Origin of the sequence: Paraburkholderia piptadeniae, assembly GCF_900007165.1 — a bacterium.
Lineage (GTDB): Bacteria > Pseudomonadota > Gammaproteobacteria > Burkholderiales > Burkholderiaceae > Paraburkholderia > Paraburkholderia piptadeniae.
On sequence record NZ_CYGY02000031.1, the window covers coordinates 41,261 to 56,446 of the forward strand.

Genomic DNA, 15,186 nt, shown 5'->3' on the forward strand with positions numbered 1-15,186 from the left:
CAGGTGTTTCAGGTGTTTCGGGCGCTCCGGATGCTGAAGACGCGTCCTGCACATCCGGCGCTTCCGACTCGGCGTGGGTAGTCATCGCTTTGTTCATGGCGGGTGGCCAACGTGCAGAGGGGAGTTATCGCGAAGTGCCGGCTTGGCGGCTCGCGTCCGGAGAGACTCGAAGATGCGCGTGCAGCGTGTGCGCGGTGCGCGTGTCGTGCAGCAAGGTGCAGGAAGGCATGGCGTGGCGTCTCCAGTTCATCCCGCTTCATGCGCCGCGCATGGCGCTGGCGGCGAGGCGGTGTTTTTTGCCGATGTCGTTCGACTTGTTGAACCGGATTGTAGGGCGCTTTTTTGAGATTCACCAACATATGAGCGAGACGCTCATATGTTGGGACAATGTTGGGATACGCGCTGAGGCGGCCGCCGGTCAAAACAACCGGAGCAAATAAAAAAACGGCGATCGTCATTCGACAATCGCCGTTTCTATTCACATCCGAAGCCGGTCAATCAATCCGGCAATTCCGCCGCGCCCATTCTGCGTGCGATGACCCGTGCGCGCTGCGCGAGATAGCCGGAGCTGCGATGCTCGTCGAAGTATTTCGGCCTCGGCAGCATCACGGCGAGCCGCGCCGACTGGCCCGCCGTCAGCTTCGCCGCCGACGTCTTGAAGTAATAGCGCGCCGCCGCTTCCGCGCCATACACGCCATTGCCCCATTCGACCGAATTCAGATAGATCTCGAAGATTCGCTCCTTGTCCATCAGCGTCTCGAGCATCCACGTGATGATCAGTTCCTGACCCTTGCGGATATAGCTCTTTTCTCGCGACAAAAACAGATTGCGCGCGAGTTGCTGAGTGATCGTCGAACCGCCTGCGACGATCTTGCCGCGTGCCTTGTTCTTCTCCCATGCCCGGAGAATCGCGTCGGTTTCGTAGCCGTTGTTATTGACGAAATTCGCATCTTCCGACGCGATGATCGCGCGCTTCAGATTGCGCGAGATCTGATCGTAGGGCACCCATATGCGCTGGATTGACAGATCGGGACGATCCTGCGACAGACGCCAGGCATCGGAACGCATGAACGCCGTCGAGCGCGGATTCACGTAATTCCATAACGCGATCTGCGCGAAGTAGAACAACTGCGTTGCGAACCAGGCGGCAACGAACACTGCGACTGCGTAGGCCACCCAGCGCGTCGGCCCCGCACTCGATCCCGGCCTGCTCGAACGACTCGTTTTTGTCATCGTCGTCGCTGTGCCGTGAAGTCGGAGAACGTGTGGCGCTGCTCGCGCTCACGCGCTTTGCGGCGCGCGCAGCATCTCGCGCAGCGCGGCGAGCACGGGCGCGCCATCGGGACGCACGCCGCGCCACACGAAGAACGACTCCGCCGCCTGCTCGACCAGCATGCCGAGTCCGTCGGCCGCGCGGGCGCCGAGCTTGCTGGCGTGTTGCATGAAGACGGTCGGCTGCGCGCCGTACATCATGTCGTACGCGAGCGTGTCCGCGCCGAACGCGCCGTCGTCGCACTCGGGCAGCGACGCATCGAGGCTGCTCGCCGTCGCGTTGACGATCACGTCATACGCGCCAGGTTCGATCGCGTGGGCACTGCCGCCCGTCAGACGGCACGCCGCGTCGCTTGCCGCGCTCGCGAACTGCGCGACCAGCGCGTCGGCCTTCGATGCCGTGCGGTTCACGATGGTCAGCGTGTGCGGCTTGCGCTCGAGTATCGGCAGCACGACGCCGCGCGCCGCGCCGCCCGCGCCAAGCAGCAGCACGCGCGCGCCCGTGAGCGGCACGCGCAGATTCACTTCGATGTCGCGCACGAGGCCGAAGCCGTCGGTGTTGTCGCCGTAGATGCCGCCGTCCTTCTCGAAGCGCAGCGTATTCACCGCGCCCGCCGCGGCCGCGCGCGGCGACAGCGACGTGGCGAACGCATGCGCGTCGAGCTTGAACGGCACGGTCACATTCAGGCCGCGCCCGCCTTCGTCGATGAACGCGCGCACGTGCGCCACGAACTGATCGACGGGCGCGAGCAGGCGGCCGTATTCGACGGGCTCACCTGTTTGCTCGGCGAAACGCGCATGGACGAACGGCGACTTGCTGTGCGCGACCGGATTGCCGATCACCGCGTAGCGGTCATGCTGGGTCGGCGTTGTGCTCATCGGCTGGGCTCCGTCGCGTGATGGCTCACGTCCGGTTTTACGTCCTGGTCCACATCCTTTGCATCGGCGGAAGCCGACGAATCGTTCCCGGCTACCGGCTCGCCGTCCGCTGCGTTCGTCGCGGTGTCGGCCTCGGCCTGCGCTTCGGCTTCGCTTTCGGCGGATGCGTCGGCGGCGTCGATGATCTCTTCGTCGCCCTCGTCCTCTTCCTCCGCGCCGCTCGTCACCGTCGGCGCATCGAGCACGTGCAGCGGACGCACCGATGCCTCGATCGTCAGTTCATCCACCGACATCACTTCGAGCATCAGCCGCGTGCCGCGCGCATGCACGCCGAGCCCGGGCACATGCAGCAGCAGCGGCACTTCTTCGAGCCGCACGAGATCGCCCTTCACCACCGACGCGACCACCTGCTTCCGGTTCTCCTGCGTGAGCCAGCGCAGACACCAGAAATACTCCATGCGCCGCTGATGATCGGCGTATGCGCTATAGGTGTCGTCGAAGCCTTGAACAACGGCGAACAGATCGGCGTCCTTCGGCTTGAACGGCGACGCGAGTTTGGCCGTCACACCGTGCTGCACGCACGCGATCAGCTGCCACTGGTTGACGAGGTCGACATAGCGGCGCAGCGGCGACGTGCTCCACGCGTACTGCGCGACGCCGAGGCCTTCGTGCGGCGCGGCCGTCGTCTGCATACGCGTGCGCTTCGGGCCCGTCGGCGCGCCGAACGCGCGCTGCGAGCGGTAGATGCCCGGCACGCCGTGATCGTGCAGGAACGCGCCCCACGTCGAGTTCGCGAGAATCGCCAGTTCGGCGACGATCGTATCGAGTGGCGAACCGCGTCGGCGCGGCGTGATCGTCACGTGCTCGCCTTCGACGTAGAAGTTGAAATCGGTATTGCGCTGCACTTCGCGCTTCAGGCCGTAGCCCGCGCGCGCGACCTGACGCTTCTCGAACAGCGACTGCGCGAACGGCCACAGCACTGCGATGTCGTCCTTATGCGGATAGTCGCCCGTGCCGTTGGCGAGCGCCTCTTCCGTGACAAGTTCGTCGAGCGTGTTGTGGCGCAGATTGTTCTTCACGTAGACGAGTTCGGCACGCGTCTCGCTCGCGACGATTTCCTGCGTCTCGCGGTTCACGATGCTGTACAGCGACAGCGCCGGCCGCAAACCGCCTTCGGCGAGCGTGAATTTGTCCACGACGGAATCGGGCAGCATCGTGATCTTGTCGCCCGGCATGTACACCGTCGACAGACGGCCGCGCGCGATTGCATCGACGGTATCGCCGCGTGCGATGCCGAGCGCGGGCGCCGCGATGTGAATGCCGATCCGCACGCGCCCGTCGGCCAGATGCTCGACGGAGAACGCGTCGTCGATTTCAGTCGTGGTCACGTCGTCGATCGAGAACGCTTCGACTTCGGCTTGCGGCAAATCTTCCGGCAGCTCGCCGACCGTCACCGCGGGGAAACCGGTCCCGTGCGGGAAGTATTCGGACAGAAAACGCGCTTCGTGCAGCGCGCGCGCCGACGGAATGCCGCCGCATTCGAGCATCAGGCGCGCCGCCGAAATGCCGCGCGCAGCCGCCGCGGCTTCGACCGCCTTGTATTCGATCGCGTTCTTGTCGGGCTTGGTCAGCAGTCCGAGCGCCTTGCTCTGGAAGCCGTCCGGCAGGCGGCCCGCCTTCAGTTCCTCTTCGTAGCCCTCCTGGACGAGCGCCTGCTGGCGCTTGCGCTCGAGCGATGCGAGCGCCATCTTCAGCTGCTCTTCCGGCGCGCGCTGATACTGGCCACGGCCCTTGCGGCGGAAATAGACGGGCGATCCATGCATGCGCAGAATAAGCGCCGCGCGCTCGACGGGTCCGAACGAGTCGCCAAAATACTCGGCGCCGAGCGTCGCAAACGGAAACTCTTCTTCCGGCGCGCATTCCCACAGAAAGTCGAGATCGATGTCCTGCGCGGCGGCATCGGCCTGCTCCATCAGCTCGCCCGCCGTCGGCTTCTCGAACTCGATCAGCACGTCTTTCGCGCGGACTTTCGCGCGGCGTCCGCCAGGCAGCTCGACCTGGAACGCGTCGCCCTGACGCGACAGCACGCTGCCCGCCTTGAAACTGCCCGATTCCTCAAAGAAAACGTTCACTCAATACTCTCGTTCTGGCTTGCGTCGGCCGGCGCGCGGTGCTGCGTGATTGCGCGTCGGCGTCGTGTTCGGTGTGGTGATCCGCAACGCGCGTGCCGGTCGGCGCGCGCCGTTTGCGGATCATCGGATCATGCCGCCTCGCGTGGCGCGGGCGGCTCGGCGTCGGCGGCGTCGCAAAACGCGAGCACATCGTCGACATAATCGGGAAACTCGCTGATCGCGTGGTCGCTGCCTTCGATCAGTTTCGTCCGCACACCGTGATAGTGCGCGAGCATTTCGCGGTAATCGAGCACTTCGTCGCCGGTGGCGGCAATCAGATAATAACGTTCGGGGCGCGTGATCGACGCAACGCCGAGCGCGCGCAATTCGTCCAGATGATGCGGCTCGACGACGATGCCGCCGCCGCCGTGCCACAGCGGCTGCTCGCCGAGATAGTGACTCAGGTCCCGCTGCGGCACGATGGCCGGGTTCAGCAGCACCGCGCGCCAGCCGTGCTTTTCGGCGAGATGCGTCGCGTAATAGCCGCCAAGCGAGCTGCCGATTATCGTCACGTGCGCCGGCTTGGCCGCCGCGACCAGTTCTTCGACGAGCGCCACGGTTTCGAGCGGCGACACGGGCAGCATCGGACAGCACCATTCCGCGCTGCGGCCGAGCGCAGCAAGCCGCCCGGCCATCACGCGCGCCTTGAACGAATTGGGCGACGAGCGGAAACCGTGCAGATAGAGAATCACGCCACGCCCCGCGCCTGCTCCGCCGGGCGCGCCGACAGCGCGTCGAGCAGCTTCTGGTGCACGCCGCCAAAGCCGCCGTTGCTCATCACGAGCACGTGATCGCCGGGTTGCGCCGCCGCGACAATGGCTTTGACCAGCGCATCGATGTCGCTGAACGCCTGCGCCTTGCCGCCCATCGGCGCGAGCGCTTCGGCGAGGTCCCAGCCGAGCGCGTCCTTGCCCGCCGGCGCGCCGTAGCCGAACACGAGGTCGGCGTCGGCGAGGCTCGACGGCAGTTGCGCCTTCATCACGCCGAGCTTCATCGTGTTCGAGCGCGGCTCCAGCACAGCGAGAACGCGCGTGTTGTCGCGACCCACCCGCGTGCGCAGGCCGGCGATCGTGGTCTGGATCGCCGTCGGGTGATGCGCGAAGTCGTCGTAGACGGTCACGCCGTCGACGCTGCCGCGCACTTCCATCCGGCGCTTCACGTTGCGGAAGGTCGACAGCGACTTCGCGGCCTGCGCGGGCGGCACGCCGATGTGGCGCGCGGCGGCGATCGCGGCGATCGCGTTCATCCGGTTGTGGTCGCCCTGCACCTGCCAGTCGACCACGCCGACACGCTCGCCGCAGTGATAGACGGCGAAGCGCTCGTCGACGGCGACACCGTCTTCAGCCGGCAGCGCCTGCCAGCCGCCTTCGACGCCGAAGCGTTCCACGTCGCTCCAGCACCCGCGCGTCAGCACGCGTTCGAGCGCGTCTTCGCGGCCGTTCGACACGATGCGGCCAATACCCGGCACCGTGCGCACGAGATGGTGGAATTGCGTTTCGATCGCAGCGAGATCCGGGAAGATGTCCGCGTGATCGAATTCCAGGTTGTTCAGGATCGCCGTGCGCGGCCGGTAATGAACGAACTTCGAGCGCTTGTCGAAGAACGCCGTGTCGTATTCGTCGGCTTCGATCACGAAGAAGCTCGAATCGGTCAGCCGCGCCGACACGCCGAAATTCAACGGCACGCCGCCAATCAGGAAGCCGGGATTCATGCCCGCGTCTTCTAGCAGCCACGTCAGCATCGACGTCGTGGTCGTCTTGCCATGCGTGCCCGCGACCGCGAGCACCCATTTGCCGTTCAGCACATGCTCGCCGAGCCACTGCGGACCGGACGTGTACGGCAGGCCGCGATTCAGGATTTCTTCCATCAGCGGATTGCCGCGCGTCACGACGTTGCCGACCACGAAGAGATCAGGCTTCAGGTCGAGCTGCTCGACTCCCCAGCCTTCGATCAGCGTGATGCCTTGCGCCTCGAGCTGCGTGCTCATCGGCGGGTAGACGCCGGCGTCGCAACCCGTCACCGTGTGCCCGGCGTTGCGCGCGAGAACCGCGAGACCGCCCATGAACGTGCCGCAGATGCCGAGGATGTGAATGTGCATAAATGCTGTCGCGCCGCAGGGCGTGTTTTGCGTAGAAAGAGATGCGCGCAAAGGGCCGGAAAGCCCTCGCGGCAAAGGACGCCTATTGTAACCGACAGGCTCGCCCGTTCCTGAGCGCGCGAGCTTTCCCAAGCGCCGCCGAACACGGCTTCGAACCCTTGGGCGGCGCGGGCGCACGCAAAAAGGCCATCGGGTTTTCTCTAGTATCATTGACGGATGGTTCGCAAATCACATTTCGATCCGCAGCGCGTGCGTGAGGAAATCGCGATCGCGGCTGCGAGAATGATCGCCGAAGACGGTCTCGATTACTCGACGGCCAAGCGCAAGGCTGCGCGACAGGTCGTCGGGGAGACGCGCGTCGCGGGCGAATGGCTGCCGGATAACGACCAGATCGAGGAAGAAATCCGCGAATACCAGTCGCTGTTTCAGGGCGACAGCCAGCCGGCCGTGCTGCGCCGTCTGAGAGAAATCGCGCTGGACTGGATGCAGCGGCTCGCGCCGTTCAATCCTTATCTGACGGGCGCCGTGTTGGGCGGAACGGCTGGCGAGCATTCCGACATACATCTGCAAGCGTTCTGCGACAACCCGAAGGAAGTCGCCATTTACCTGCTGAATACGAATGTGCAGTACGACGTTTCCGAAACGCGGCACTTTGCGGGGCGCGGATACGTCGAAACATTGAGCTTTCTCTGGCGTACGACCGATGCAGGACGGGACGCCGAACCTGTGGGCATCCACGTCGCGCTGTACAGCACCGACGATCTGCGCGGCGCGGTGCGAGCCGACGCGCGTGGCAGGCTCGCAAGAGCCGACGTTCGCGCAGTGCAGGCGCTAATCGACGAGAGCGACAGCTCGCCCTTCCTCTAACTGACACACTCTCTATATATGAAGCGCATTCTGGCAATCGCGGCTGTGGCCGTCGTCGCAACGGTAGGAGGAGCGGTGGCGAGCCACTGGTTCCTCGGCAGTCACGACCTCGCGGGCGTCGCGAACGCCGCGCCCGCCGACAGCGGCAATGCCGTCAACCAGCTGTGGTCGGCAAACGTCACGAACGCGGACGGCAAGCCGCAGTCGCTCGCCGGATTCAAGGGCCGTCCCGTCGTCGTCAACTTCTGGGCGTCGTGGTGCGGACCGTGCGTCGAGGAAATGCCGTCGCTATCGCGGCTGCACAAGGAATATGCGAAGAAAGGCGTCGAGTTCGTCGGACTCGGTGTTGACTCGGACAAGAACGTAAAGGCGTTCCTTCAGAAAGTGCCCGTCGACTACCCGATTTTCGTCGCCGGCTTCGGCGGCGCTGACCTCGCCCGCGCATTCGGCAACAACGCGGGCGGTTTGCCTTACACCGTCGTAATTGACGCAAAAGGGGTCGTACGGTCGACAAAATTAGGACAGATCAAGCCCGACGAGCTGAAACGGACGCTCGACGCGCTGTGACGTCGACAACTTATTGACGTTTAGTTGAGAACGTTTGACTCCAGGTTGCCCGATATTCCGACGGAATTGTCAGAAGTTCGGCTAGTTGCGGCTATCCCTGAAAGGCGCCGAGTCGTCACGGCTGCTCGAGAAACTAGACAAATTTCTCTAATCAGCGCTAAAGTGCGGCCAATTCCACGGAAAACGAAGCGACCATGACGCGACTGCTGGTTCTGCACGGCCCCAATCTCAATCTTCTCGGCACCCGGGAACCGGAGGTGTATGGCCGCGTCACGCTCCCGCAGATCGATCAGGCGCTCGCCGACCGCGCAGCGGACGCCGGCGTCGAACTGGCCACCTTCCAGAGCAATCACGAAGGCGCGCTCGTCGATCGCATCCAGGCCGCCCGGACCGAGAAGACCGATTTCATCCTGATTAATCCCGCCGCGTACACGCATACGAGCGTGGCGATCCGGGACGCACTAACGGGCGTCGGCATCCCGTTCGTCGAGATTCATCTGTCGAACGTGCATCGCCGAGAACCGTTCAGGCATCACTCGTATTTCTCCGACCAGGCAGAGGGCGTGATTTGCGGCCTCGGCTGGAAGGGTTATCTGTACGCACTCGAATACGCGCTCGACCGGTTGTCCATTCAGACAGCCGGGACGTCGCGCGACTGACAACCCAAAACACGAATTCAGCGCCGGCGGCATCCCGCCGGCGCTTCACGCATTGAAAGGGGAAGCCCATGGATCTACGTAAACTGAAGACTCTGATCGACCTCGTCTCCGAGTCCGGCATTTCCGAACTCGAAGTGACCGAGGGCGAAGGCAAGGTGCGCATCGTCAAGAACGCGCCGCCGGTTTACGTCCAGCAACCCGGCAATTTCGCGCCGCAATTCTCGGCGACGGCCTCCGTGCCTGGCGTTCATCCGGCGGAAGCACCCGCCGTCGCCGGACCGGCCACGCCGGCCGCCGCTGCGCCGCAGGGTCACGTCGTGACCTCGCCGATGGTCGGCACGTTCTATCGCGCGCCGTCGCCGGGTGCCGATCCGTTCGTGCAGGTGGGCGACGCCGTCAAGGAAGGCCAGACGATCTGCATCATCGAAGCGATGAAGCTGCTGAATGAAATCGAGTCGGATCAGGCTGGCGTCATCAAGGAAATCCTCGTCGAGAACGGGCAGGCAGTCGAATACGGCCAGCCGCTCTTCGTGATCGGCTGACGCGGCGCTTTTTAGCCGTACGCCATCCGCGCGCCCTCCTTCTTCGGGGCGCGCCACCGATCCTCTGTGGCAGCCAAGCTCTGGAAGCAATTGCGCAACCGGCACGCGGCGCCCATTGATGAGTCGAATATCCGCTATGTTTGAAAAAATCCTCATTGCCAATCGCGGCGAAATCGCGCTCCGCATTCAGCGCGCGTGCCGCGAGCTCGGCGTCAAGACGGTCGTCGTCTATTCCGAAGCCGACAAGGAAGCCAAATACGTGAAGCTCGCCGACGAGGCGGTCTGCATCGGACCGGCGCCGTCGAACCTGAGCTACCTGAACATGCCTGCGCTGATCAGCGCGGCGGAAGTCACGGACGCCGAAGCGATTCACCCCGGTTACGGGTTCCTCTCCGAGAACGCGGACTTCGCCGAGCGCGTCGAGCAATCGGGCTTCGTGTTCATCGGCCCGCGCCCCGACACGATTCGCCTGATGGGCGACAAGGTCACCGCGAAGCAGACGATGATCAAGACGGGCGTGCCGTGCGTGCCCGGATCGGAAGGCGCATTGCCGGATGATCCGAAGGAAATCGTGAAAATTGCGCGCGCGATCGGCTATCCGGTGATCATCAAGGCGGCGGGCGGCGGCGGCGGCCGTGGCATGCGCGTCGTGCACACGGAAGCCGCGCTCGTCAACGCCGTCAACATGACGCGCGAAGAAGCCGGCCGTGCGTTCGGCAATCCGCAGGTCTACATGGAGAAATACCTGGAGAACCCGCGGCACATCGAAATCCAGGTGCTCGCCGATTCGTTCAAGAACGCGCTCTGGCTCGGCGAACGCGACTGCTCGATGCAGCGCCGTCACCAGAAGGTGATCGAAGAAGCGCCGGCGCCCGGCATCGCGCGACGCCTGATCGAGCGTATCGGCGACCGCTGCGCGGACGCGTGCAAGAAGATGGGCTACCTGGGCGCGGGCACGTTCGAATTCCTGTACGAGAACGGCGAGTTCTACTTCATCGAAATGAACACGCGCGTGCAGGTCGAGCATCCCGTCACCGAACTGATCACGGGCATCGACATCGTTCAGGAACAGATCCGCATCGCTGCCGGCGAGAAGCTCGCGCTCCGCCAGCGCGACATCCAGTTCCGCGGACATGCGATCGAGTGCCGGATCAACGCCGAAGATCCGTTCAAGTTCATTCCGTCGCCGGGGCGTCTTACGTCGTGGCATATGCCGGGCGGCCCGGGTATTCGCGTCGATTCGCACGCGTACAACGGCTATTTCGTCCCGCCGAACTATGATTCGATGATCGGCAAGCTGATCGCTTACGGCGCGACGCGCGAGCAGGCGATCAGCCGGATGCGCATCGCGCTGTCGGAAATGGTGGTCGAAGGCATTCAGACCAACATTCCGCTGCATCGCGAACTGATGCTCGACGCGAAGTTCGTCGAGGGCGGCACGAGCATCCATTACCTCGAAAACCGGCTGGCCGCGAAGCTGCAGGCCGCACCGGAAGAAGCGTAAGCAATGAGCTACCGGGAACTGATCGTCGAACTCGCGCGCGAACACGCGGAAGCGTTGTCGGATGCACTGCTCGAACTGGGCGCGCTGTCGGTGTCCGTCGAAGACGCTGACGCCGACACGCCCGACGAGCAGCCGCTCTTCGGCGAGCCCGGTCTCACGCCGGAGCGCACCGCGTGGACGCATTCGCGCGTAATCGCGCTGCTCGCGCCCGAGCACGAACCGGCGGTGCTGCTCGCTGCCGCCGCGAACGAACTCGGTCTCGCCGACACGCCGTCGTTCAGCGTGCGCGAAGTCGAGGAACAGGACTGGGTGCGTCTCACGCAATCCCAGTTCGATCCGATTCCGATCGGCGAGCGCATCTGGGTCGTGCCGTCGTGGCACGCTGCCCCCGATCCCGATGCGCTCGTGCTCGAACTCGATCCGGGCCTCGCGTTCGGCACGGGAAGCCACCCGACGACGCGTCTGTGCATGGAATGGCTCGAGCAATCGGTGAAGAAAGGCGAGTCGGTGCTCGACTATGGCTGCGGCTCGGGCATTCTCGCGATTCTCGCGAAGAAATGCGGCGCGGACCCGGTGATCGGCATCGACATCGACCCGCAAGCGGTCGAGTCGGCGCGCCACAACAGCGAGCGCAATCACGCCGACGTCACGTACGGCCTGCCCGACGACTGCCCCGCGGACGAGTTCGATATCGTCGTGGCGAACATTCTGTCGAACCCGCTGAAACTGATGGCGTCGATGCTGTCGTCGAAGGTGAAGCCGGGCGGACGCATTGCGCTGTCGGGCATTCTCGCGCGCCAGGCCGAAGAGGTCGCGAGCATCTATCGACAATGGATCGACATCGCCGTATGGCGCGAACACGAGGGCTGGGTCTGCCTTGCAGGTACCCGACGCGAAAGCCATTAGAATAAGGCATATCTGTCTGCTTCCGGCCCCTTAACGGCTAACCGGTCAATCGACTCAATATGCTTCTAGCGACACGCTGTCCCTTCTGTAAAACCGCTTTCAAGCTCCAGCCGGAGCAGCTCACGCTGCGCCGCGGGCTCGTTCGTTGTGGCCATTGCCACGAGGTATTCGACGCATCGAACAATCTCTTTGATGTGACCAACGGCACGAGCGTCGATAAAGCAAAGCGCGTGTCGATCGACGATGTGACCGCGTACACGCTCGATAAACTCGCGAATGGCGGGCAAGTGCCCGCACGTGAAGGAACCGCTCCTTCCGTCGAACCCGCTCCGCCTGCCGATACGCATCGCATCGAGCCGGCCGTCAAAGATGCCGGCATGCACCCCGTGGAATCCGCTTCGCCACATGTCGCTGAAGCCACGGTAGAACCCGCCCCTGCGCATCCCGCGGAAGCCGACGAGCACGAGCATGCCGCAAAGCCGCTCGCGAGCGGCGAGGCTGCACGGCGCGAAGAAGCGCCGGCCGGTCACGCCGCTGCGCAAGCGCAAGTCGATGAAGCGTCCGTCGAAGCCAGAGACACGGCGCACGGCACGCCATCCGCCGGCTCGCCCGACTTCCGCGCGGAAGCTTGGAACCCGTGGGCACCGTCGCCCGACGCGTCGATCGACGGACGCATCCGTCACAATGCATCGACGATTCCGCTCAAGCCCGTCACGATCCCGAGTTCCGCTCAGCCGCCTCTGACGCTCGAACTGACCGACTCGAAGCCGCTGAAAGAGGAAAAGGCGACCGCGCGCAGGCCGGTCGAACCGCACGTCGAAGCGCCCGTCGAGCAGAAGGCGTCGCCGACTGCCGAAGTGCGAGCGGAGCCGAAGGTCGAACCGTCAGTCGACACGCAAACTCAGCCGAAGGTCGAGCCGTCAGTCGCCGCGCAAGCTCAGCCGAAGGTCGAACCTTCAGTCACCGCGCAAGCTCAGCCGAAGGTCGAACCTTCAGGCGCCGCGCAAACTCAGCCGAAGGTCGAACCGTCAGTCGATACGCAAACTCAGCCGAAGGTCGAACCACCAGTCGCAACGCAAGCTCAGCCGAGCGCCGCGCAGTCTGCCGAATCGCCTGCTGCGCCTAAGACGGAGCCGACCTTCGAAGCCTCACCCGAACGCGTGCTCGAACAGGAAATCGCTGAGCCGCCGCCGCATACGTGGCGCGCAGCGGAGCCCGCGCGCGAATCGGCGCACACACCCGATGCCGGAGCAGCGCGCGAAGCGAAGGCCGAAGCCGACGCGCGGTTGCACGAGCCGCTGCACGAACCACTGCACGAGACCTTGCACGAAGGGCTGTACGAGCCGCTTCGCGACAAGCGGCACAAACCCTTCTTCGACCCCGATGACAGCGCGGCCGCGCCGTCCGCCGACGATCGCCGGCATCGCGAGCCCTACTTCGGCTCGCCCGCCGAAGAACACGATCACGAGCCGAGCTTCGGTGGAGGTGCGCGCCAGCCGTTCGCCGCCGCGCCCGACGATGACGACGATGCATTCGCCGTCCGACGCGAGCCGCTCGGACAGGACTCACGCCGCGTCGTGTGGCAGGCCGTCGGCGGAGTCGTGATCGCCGTGCTGGCCGTCTTGCTGCTCGCGCAGCTCGCATGGTGGCAACGCGAATCGGTGATGGTCGCGTGGCCCGATTCGCAGTCGCTCTTCGTGAAGGCTTGCGCGAATCTGGGCTGCAGAGTCGGGCCGCCGCGCGATATCGACGGCCTGCTGGTCGAGCCGTCCGATCTGCGCCAGATCGACGGACCGCACAAGCTCGAACTGAGGATGCCGCTGCGCAACCGCTTCGACATCGCGCTCGCCTATCCCGCAGTCGAACTGACGCTGCTCGACGAGAACAACAACGTCGCCGTGCGGCGCGTGCTGTGGCCGCAAGACTATGTGAAGCCCGGCACGCCGATTGCAGCAGGCCTGCCCGCCCGCACGACGCAGACGATGATCGTGCGCCTCGACACCGGCAATACCGTCGCCTCGAATTTCCGCGTGCAGATTTTCTATCCGTAACGGGTATCTCTGCGGCGCGAGCTGGTTACACCCGCGCGTCCGGCACGAACCGGACGCGCATCCCGTCAATCCCTGACGAATCTTCGGAGCACAACATGAGTCAAGTCACGCTGGGTGGCAACCCGATCGAAGTCGCTGGCACGTTCCCGTCCGTCGGCCAGAAGGCGCGCGCCTTCACGCTCGTCGGCAAGGATCTGAAGCCTCTCTCGCTCGCCGACTTCGCCGGCAAGCGCAAGGTGCTGAACATCGTCCCGAGTCTCGACACGCCGACCTGCGCAACCTCGACGCGCAAGTTCAACGAAGCAGCCGCCAAGCTGAACAACACGGCCGTGATCGTCGTGTCAGGCGACCTGCCGTTCGCCGCATCGCGCTTCTGCACGACGGAAGGGATCGAAAACGTCGTGACGGCCTCGACGTTCCGCGGCCACGAGTTCGCGCAAGCGTACGGCGTCGACGTGACGAGCGGCCCGCTGACGGGCCTGACGGCGCGCGCCGTCGTCGTCCTCGATGAGAACGACAAGGTCGTGCACGCCGAGCTCGTCGGCGAAATCAAGAACGAACCGAACTACGACGCAGCGCTCGCCGCGCTGAAGTAAGCTTCACGCTTGCGTCGACACAGCGCCGCTCCCGCATCGCCCGGGAGCGGCGCTGTCACATCGTCGCGCCCCTTTTCCCTCCGACACCGATACTTATAGGAACGCTCGCTTTGGCTACGCTGATTTGCGGCTCGCTCGCCTACGACAACATCATGACCTTCGAAGGGCGCTTTCGGGAGCACATCCTGCCGGAACAGGTCCACATCCTGAACGTCAGCTTCCTCGTGCCGACGATGCGTCGCGAATTCGGCGGCTGCGCGGGCAATATCGCGTACTCGCTGCATCTGCTCGGCGGCGACGCGCGCATCATGGCGACGCTCGGCGCCGTCGACGCGCAGCTGTATATCGATCGCCTCGATACGCTCGGACTCTCGAAAGCGCACGTGCGCGTGCTGCCCGACACGTACTCGGCGCAGGCGATGATCACGACCGACCTCGAGAACAATCAGATCACCGCGTTCCACCCGGGCGCGATGATGCAGTCGCATCTGAACCGCGCCGACCAGCCGGGCATGAAGCTCGGCATCGTCGCACCGGACGGCTTCGACGGCATGATCCAGCACTCCGAACAGTTCGCGGCGGCGGGCATTCCGTTCATCTTCGATCCGGGCCAGGGGCTGCCGCTATTCGACGGCGCGTCGCTGCGCCGCATGATTGAACTTGCCACCTACGTGGCAGTCAATGACTACGAAGCCGCACTCGTGAGCAACAAGACGGGCTGGTCGATCGAAGAGATCGCAAGCCGTGTCGATGCGCTGATCGTGACGCGCGGCGAGCACGGTGCGCAGATTCACCATTCGGGCGGCATCGAAGAGATTCCGGCCGTCAAGGCAAAGCAGGTGCTGGACCCCACGGGTTGCGGCGATGCCTTCCGGGGCGGCCTGCTGCACGGCATCGAGAAGGGTCTCGGCTGGGCAACCACGGGCCGTCTCGCGAGTCTGATGGGCGCGCTCAAGATCGAACATCAAGGGCCGCAAAACTATGCGCCTTCGCGCGCGGAGATCAACGACCGGTTCAAGCAGGCATTCGGTTACGAACTGCCCGCGGGCGCGTGACGCGCATACGCCGCGCCTG

Annotated in this window: 15 protein-coding genes and 1 pseudogene; 11 read left to right on the forward strand and 5 right to left on the reverse strand. The window is 64.5% G+C overall.

The window, feature by feature from the left end:
- On the forward strand, positions 1-440 hold a 440-nt coding region (locus BN2476_RS47710), incomplete at its 5' end, for a hypothetical protein (protein ID WP_218274523.1).
- Between the two features lie 58 nt (positions 441-498).
- On the opposite strand, the gene mtgA is transcribed toward BN2476_RS47710, so the two are convergent.
- The 5 genes from mtgA to mpl form a co-directional block, all read right to left on the reverse strand.
- On the reverse strand, positions 499-1,233 hold the full coding sequence (gene mtgA / locus BN2476_RS16180) for a monofunctional biosynthetic peptidoglycan transglycosylase (protein WP_087735186.1): 735 nt from the start codon (positions 1,231-1,233) through the stop codon (positions 499-501).
- A 48-nt stretch (positions 1,234-1,281) separates the two neighbouring features.
- Entirely contained in the window at positions 1,282-2,151 is an 870-nt protein-coding gene (gene aroE / locus BN2476_RS16185; protein WP_087735187.1) for a shikimate dehydrogenase, read from the reverse strand.
- Positions 2,148-4,283, reverse strand: a complete 2,136-nt coding sequence (locus BN2476_RS16190) for a ribonuclease catalytic domain-containing protein (protein WP_087735188.1) — start codon at positions 4,281-4,283, stop codon at positions 2,148-2,150. The genes aroE and BN2476_RS16190 overlap by 4 nt, the downstream gene beginning before the upstream one ends.
- A gap of 128 nt (positions 4,284-4,411) precedes the next feature.
- Entirely contained in the window at positions 4,412-5,014 is a 603-nt protein-coding gene (locus tag BN2476_RS16195; RefSeq protein ID WP_087735189.1) for a YqiA/YcfP family alpha/beta fold hydrolase, read from the reverse strand.
- Entirely contained in the window at positions 5,011-6,420 is a 1,410-nt protein-coding gene (mpl, locus tag BN2476_RS16200) for a UDP-N-acetylmuramate:L-alanyl-gamma-D-glutamyl-meso-diaminopimelate ligase (RefSeq protein ID WP_087735190.1), read from the reverse strand. The genes BN2476_RS16195 and mpl overlap by 4 nt, the downstream gene beginning before the upstream one ends.
- 216 nt (positions 6,421-6,636) lie before the next feature.
- Between mpl and BN2476_RS16205 the strand changes: the two genes are divergently transcribed.
- The 10 genes and pseudogenes from BN2476_RS16205 (at position 6,637) to BN2476_RS16245 (ending at position 15,167) form a co-directional block, all read left to right on the forward strand.
- The gene (locus tag BN2476_RS16205) at positions 6,637-7,287 is read left to right on the forward strand and encodes a UDP-N-acetylmuramate--alanine ligase (RefSeq protein WP_087735191.1); all 651 of its coding nucleotides are present in this window, start codon (positions 6,637-6,639) and stop codon (positions 7,285-7,287) included.
- Positions 7,288-7,305: 18 nt separating this feature from the next.
- Entirely contained in the window at positions 7,306-7,854 is a 549-nt protein-coding gene (locus BN2476_RS16210; protein ID WP_087735192.1) for a TlpA family protein disulfide reductase, read from the forward strand.
- Positions 7,855-8,048: 194 nt separating this feature from the next.
- The gene (gene aroQ / locus BN2476_RS16215; protein WP_087735193.1) at positions 8,049-8,513 is read left to right on the forward strand and encodes a type II 3-dehydroquinate dehydratase; all 465 of its coding nucleotides are present in this window, start codon (positions 8,049-8,051) and stop codon (positions 8,511-8,513) included.
- A 68-nt stretch (positions 8,514-8,581) separates the two neighbouring features.
- On the forward strand, positions 8,582-9,055 hold the full coding sequence (accB, locus tag BN2476_RS16220) for an acetyl-CoA carboxylase biotin carboxyl carrier protein (RefSeq protein WP_087735194.1): 474 nt from the start codon (positions 8,582-8,584) through the stop codon (positions 9,053-9,055).
- Positions 9,056-9,191: 136 nt separating this feature from the next.
- Entirely contained in the window at positions 9,192-10,559 is a 1,368-nt protein-coding gene (gene accC / locus BN2476_RS16225; protein ID WP_087735195.1) for an acetyl-CoA carboxylase biotin carboxylase subunit, read from the forward strand.
- A gap of 3 nt (positions 10,560-10,562) precedes the next feature.
- Complete coding sequence (gene prmA, locus BN2476_RS16230) at positions 10,563-11,465, forward strand: 50S ribosomal protein L11 methyltransferase (protein ID WP_087735196.1); 903 nt, start codon at positions 10,563-10,565, stop codon at positions 11,463-11,465.
- 59 nt (positions 11,466-11,524) lie between these two features.
- Positions 11,525-11,629: pseudogene (locus tag BN2476_RS49930) on the forward strand (MJ0042-type zinc finger domain-containing protein); the annotation flags it as partial.
- 66 nt (positions 11,630-11,695) lie between these two features.
- The gene (locus BN2476_RS16235; protein ID WP_438942883.1) at positions 11,696-13,516 is read left to right on the forward strand and encodes a DUF3426 domain-containing protein; all 1,821 of its coding nucleotides are present in this window, start codon (positions 11,696-11,698) and stop codon (positions 13,514-13,516) included.
- 95 nt (positions 13,517-13,611) lie between these two features.
- Positions 13,612-14,112 carry a thiol peroxidase gene (gene tpx / locus BN2476_RS16240; protein ID WP_087735198.1) on the forward strand — a complete coding sequence of 167 codons (501 nt, stop codon included), beginning with the start codon at positions 13,612-13,614 and terminating at the stop codon, positions 14,110-14,112.
- Between the two features lie 110 nt (positions 14,113-14,222).
- Complete coding sequence (locus BN2476_RS16245) at positions 14,223-15,167, forward strand: carbohydrate kinase family protein (protein ID WP_087735199.1); 945 nt, start codon at positions 14,223-14,225, stop codon at positions 15,165-15,167.
- The last annotated feature ends 19 nt before the right edge of the window (positions 15,168-15,186 follow it).

Bases quoted from the DNA above. Each gene is read 5' to 3' on its own strand.
- aroQ (WP_087735193.1), top strand. From the start codon at position 8,049: ATGACGCGACTGCTGGTTCTGCACGGCCCCAATCTCAATCTTCTCGGC.
- tpx (WP_087735198.1), top strand. From the start codon at position 13,612: ATGAGTCAAGTCACGCTGGGTGGCAACCCGATCGAAGTCGCTGGCACG.
- aroE (WP_087735187.1), bottom strand. From the start codon at position 2,151: ATGAGCACAACGCCGACCCAGCATGACCGCTACGCGGTGATCGGCAAT.
- accC (WP_087735195.1), top strand. From the start codon at position 9,192: ATGTTTGAAAAAATCCTCATTGCCAATCGCGGCGAAATCGCGCTCCGC.
- mtgA (WP_087735186.1), bottom strand. From the start codon at position 1,233: ATGACAAAAACGAGTCGTTCGAGCAGGCCGGGATCGAGTGCGGGGCCG.
- mpl (WP_087735190.1), bottom strand. From the start codon at position 6,420: ATGCACATTCACATCCTCGGCATCTGCGGCACGTTCATGGGCGGTCTC.
- BN2476_RS16205 (WP_087735191.1), top strand. From the start codon at position 6,637: ATGGTTCGCAAATCACATTTCGATCCGCAGCGCGTGCGTGAGGAAATC.
- accB (WP_087735194.1), top strand. From the start codon at position 8,582: ATGGATCTACGTAAACTGAAGACTCTGATCGACCTCGTCTCCGAGTCC.
- BN2476_RS16210 (WP_087735192.1), top strand. From the start codon at position 7,306: ATGAAGCGCATTCTGGCAATCGCGGCTGTGGCCGTCGTCGCAACGGTA.
- prmA (WP_087735196.1), top strand. From the start codon at position 10,563: ATGAGCTACCGGGAACTGATCGTCGAACTCGCGCGCGAACACGCGGAA.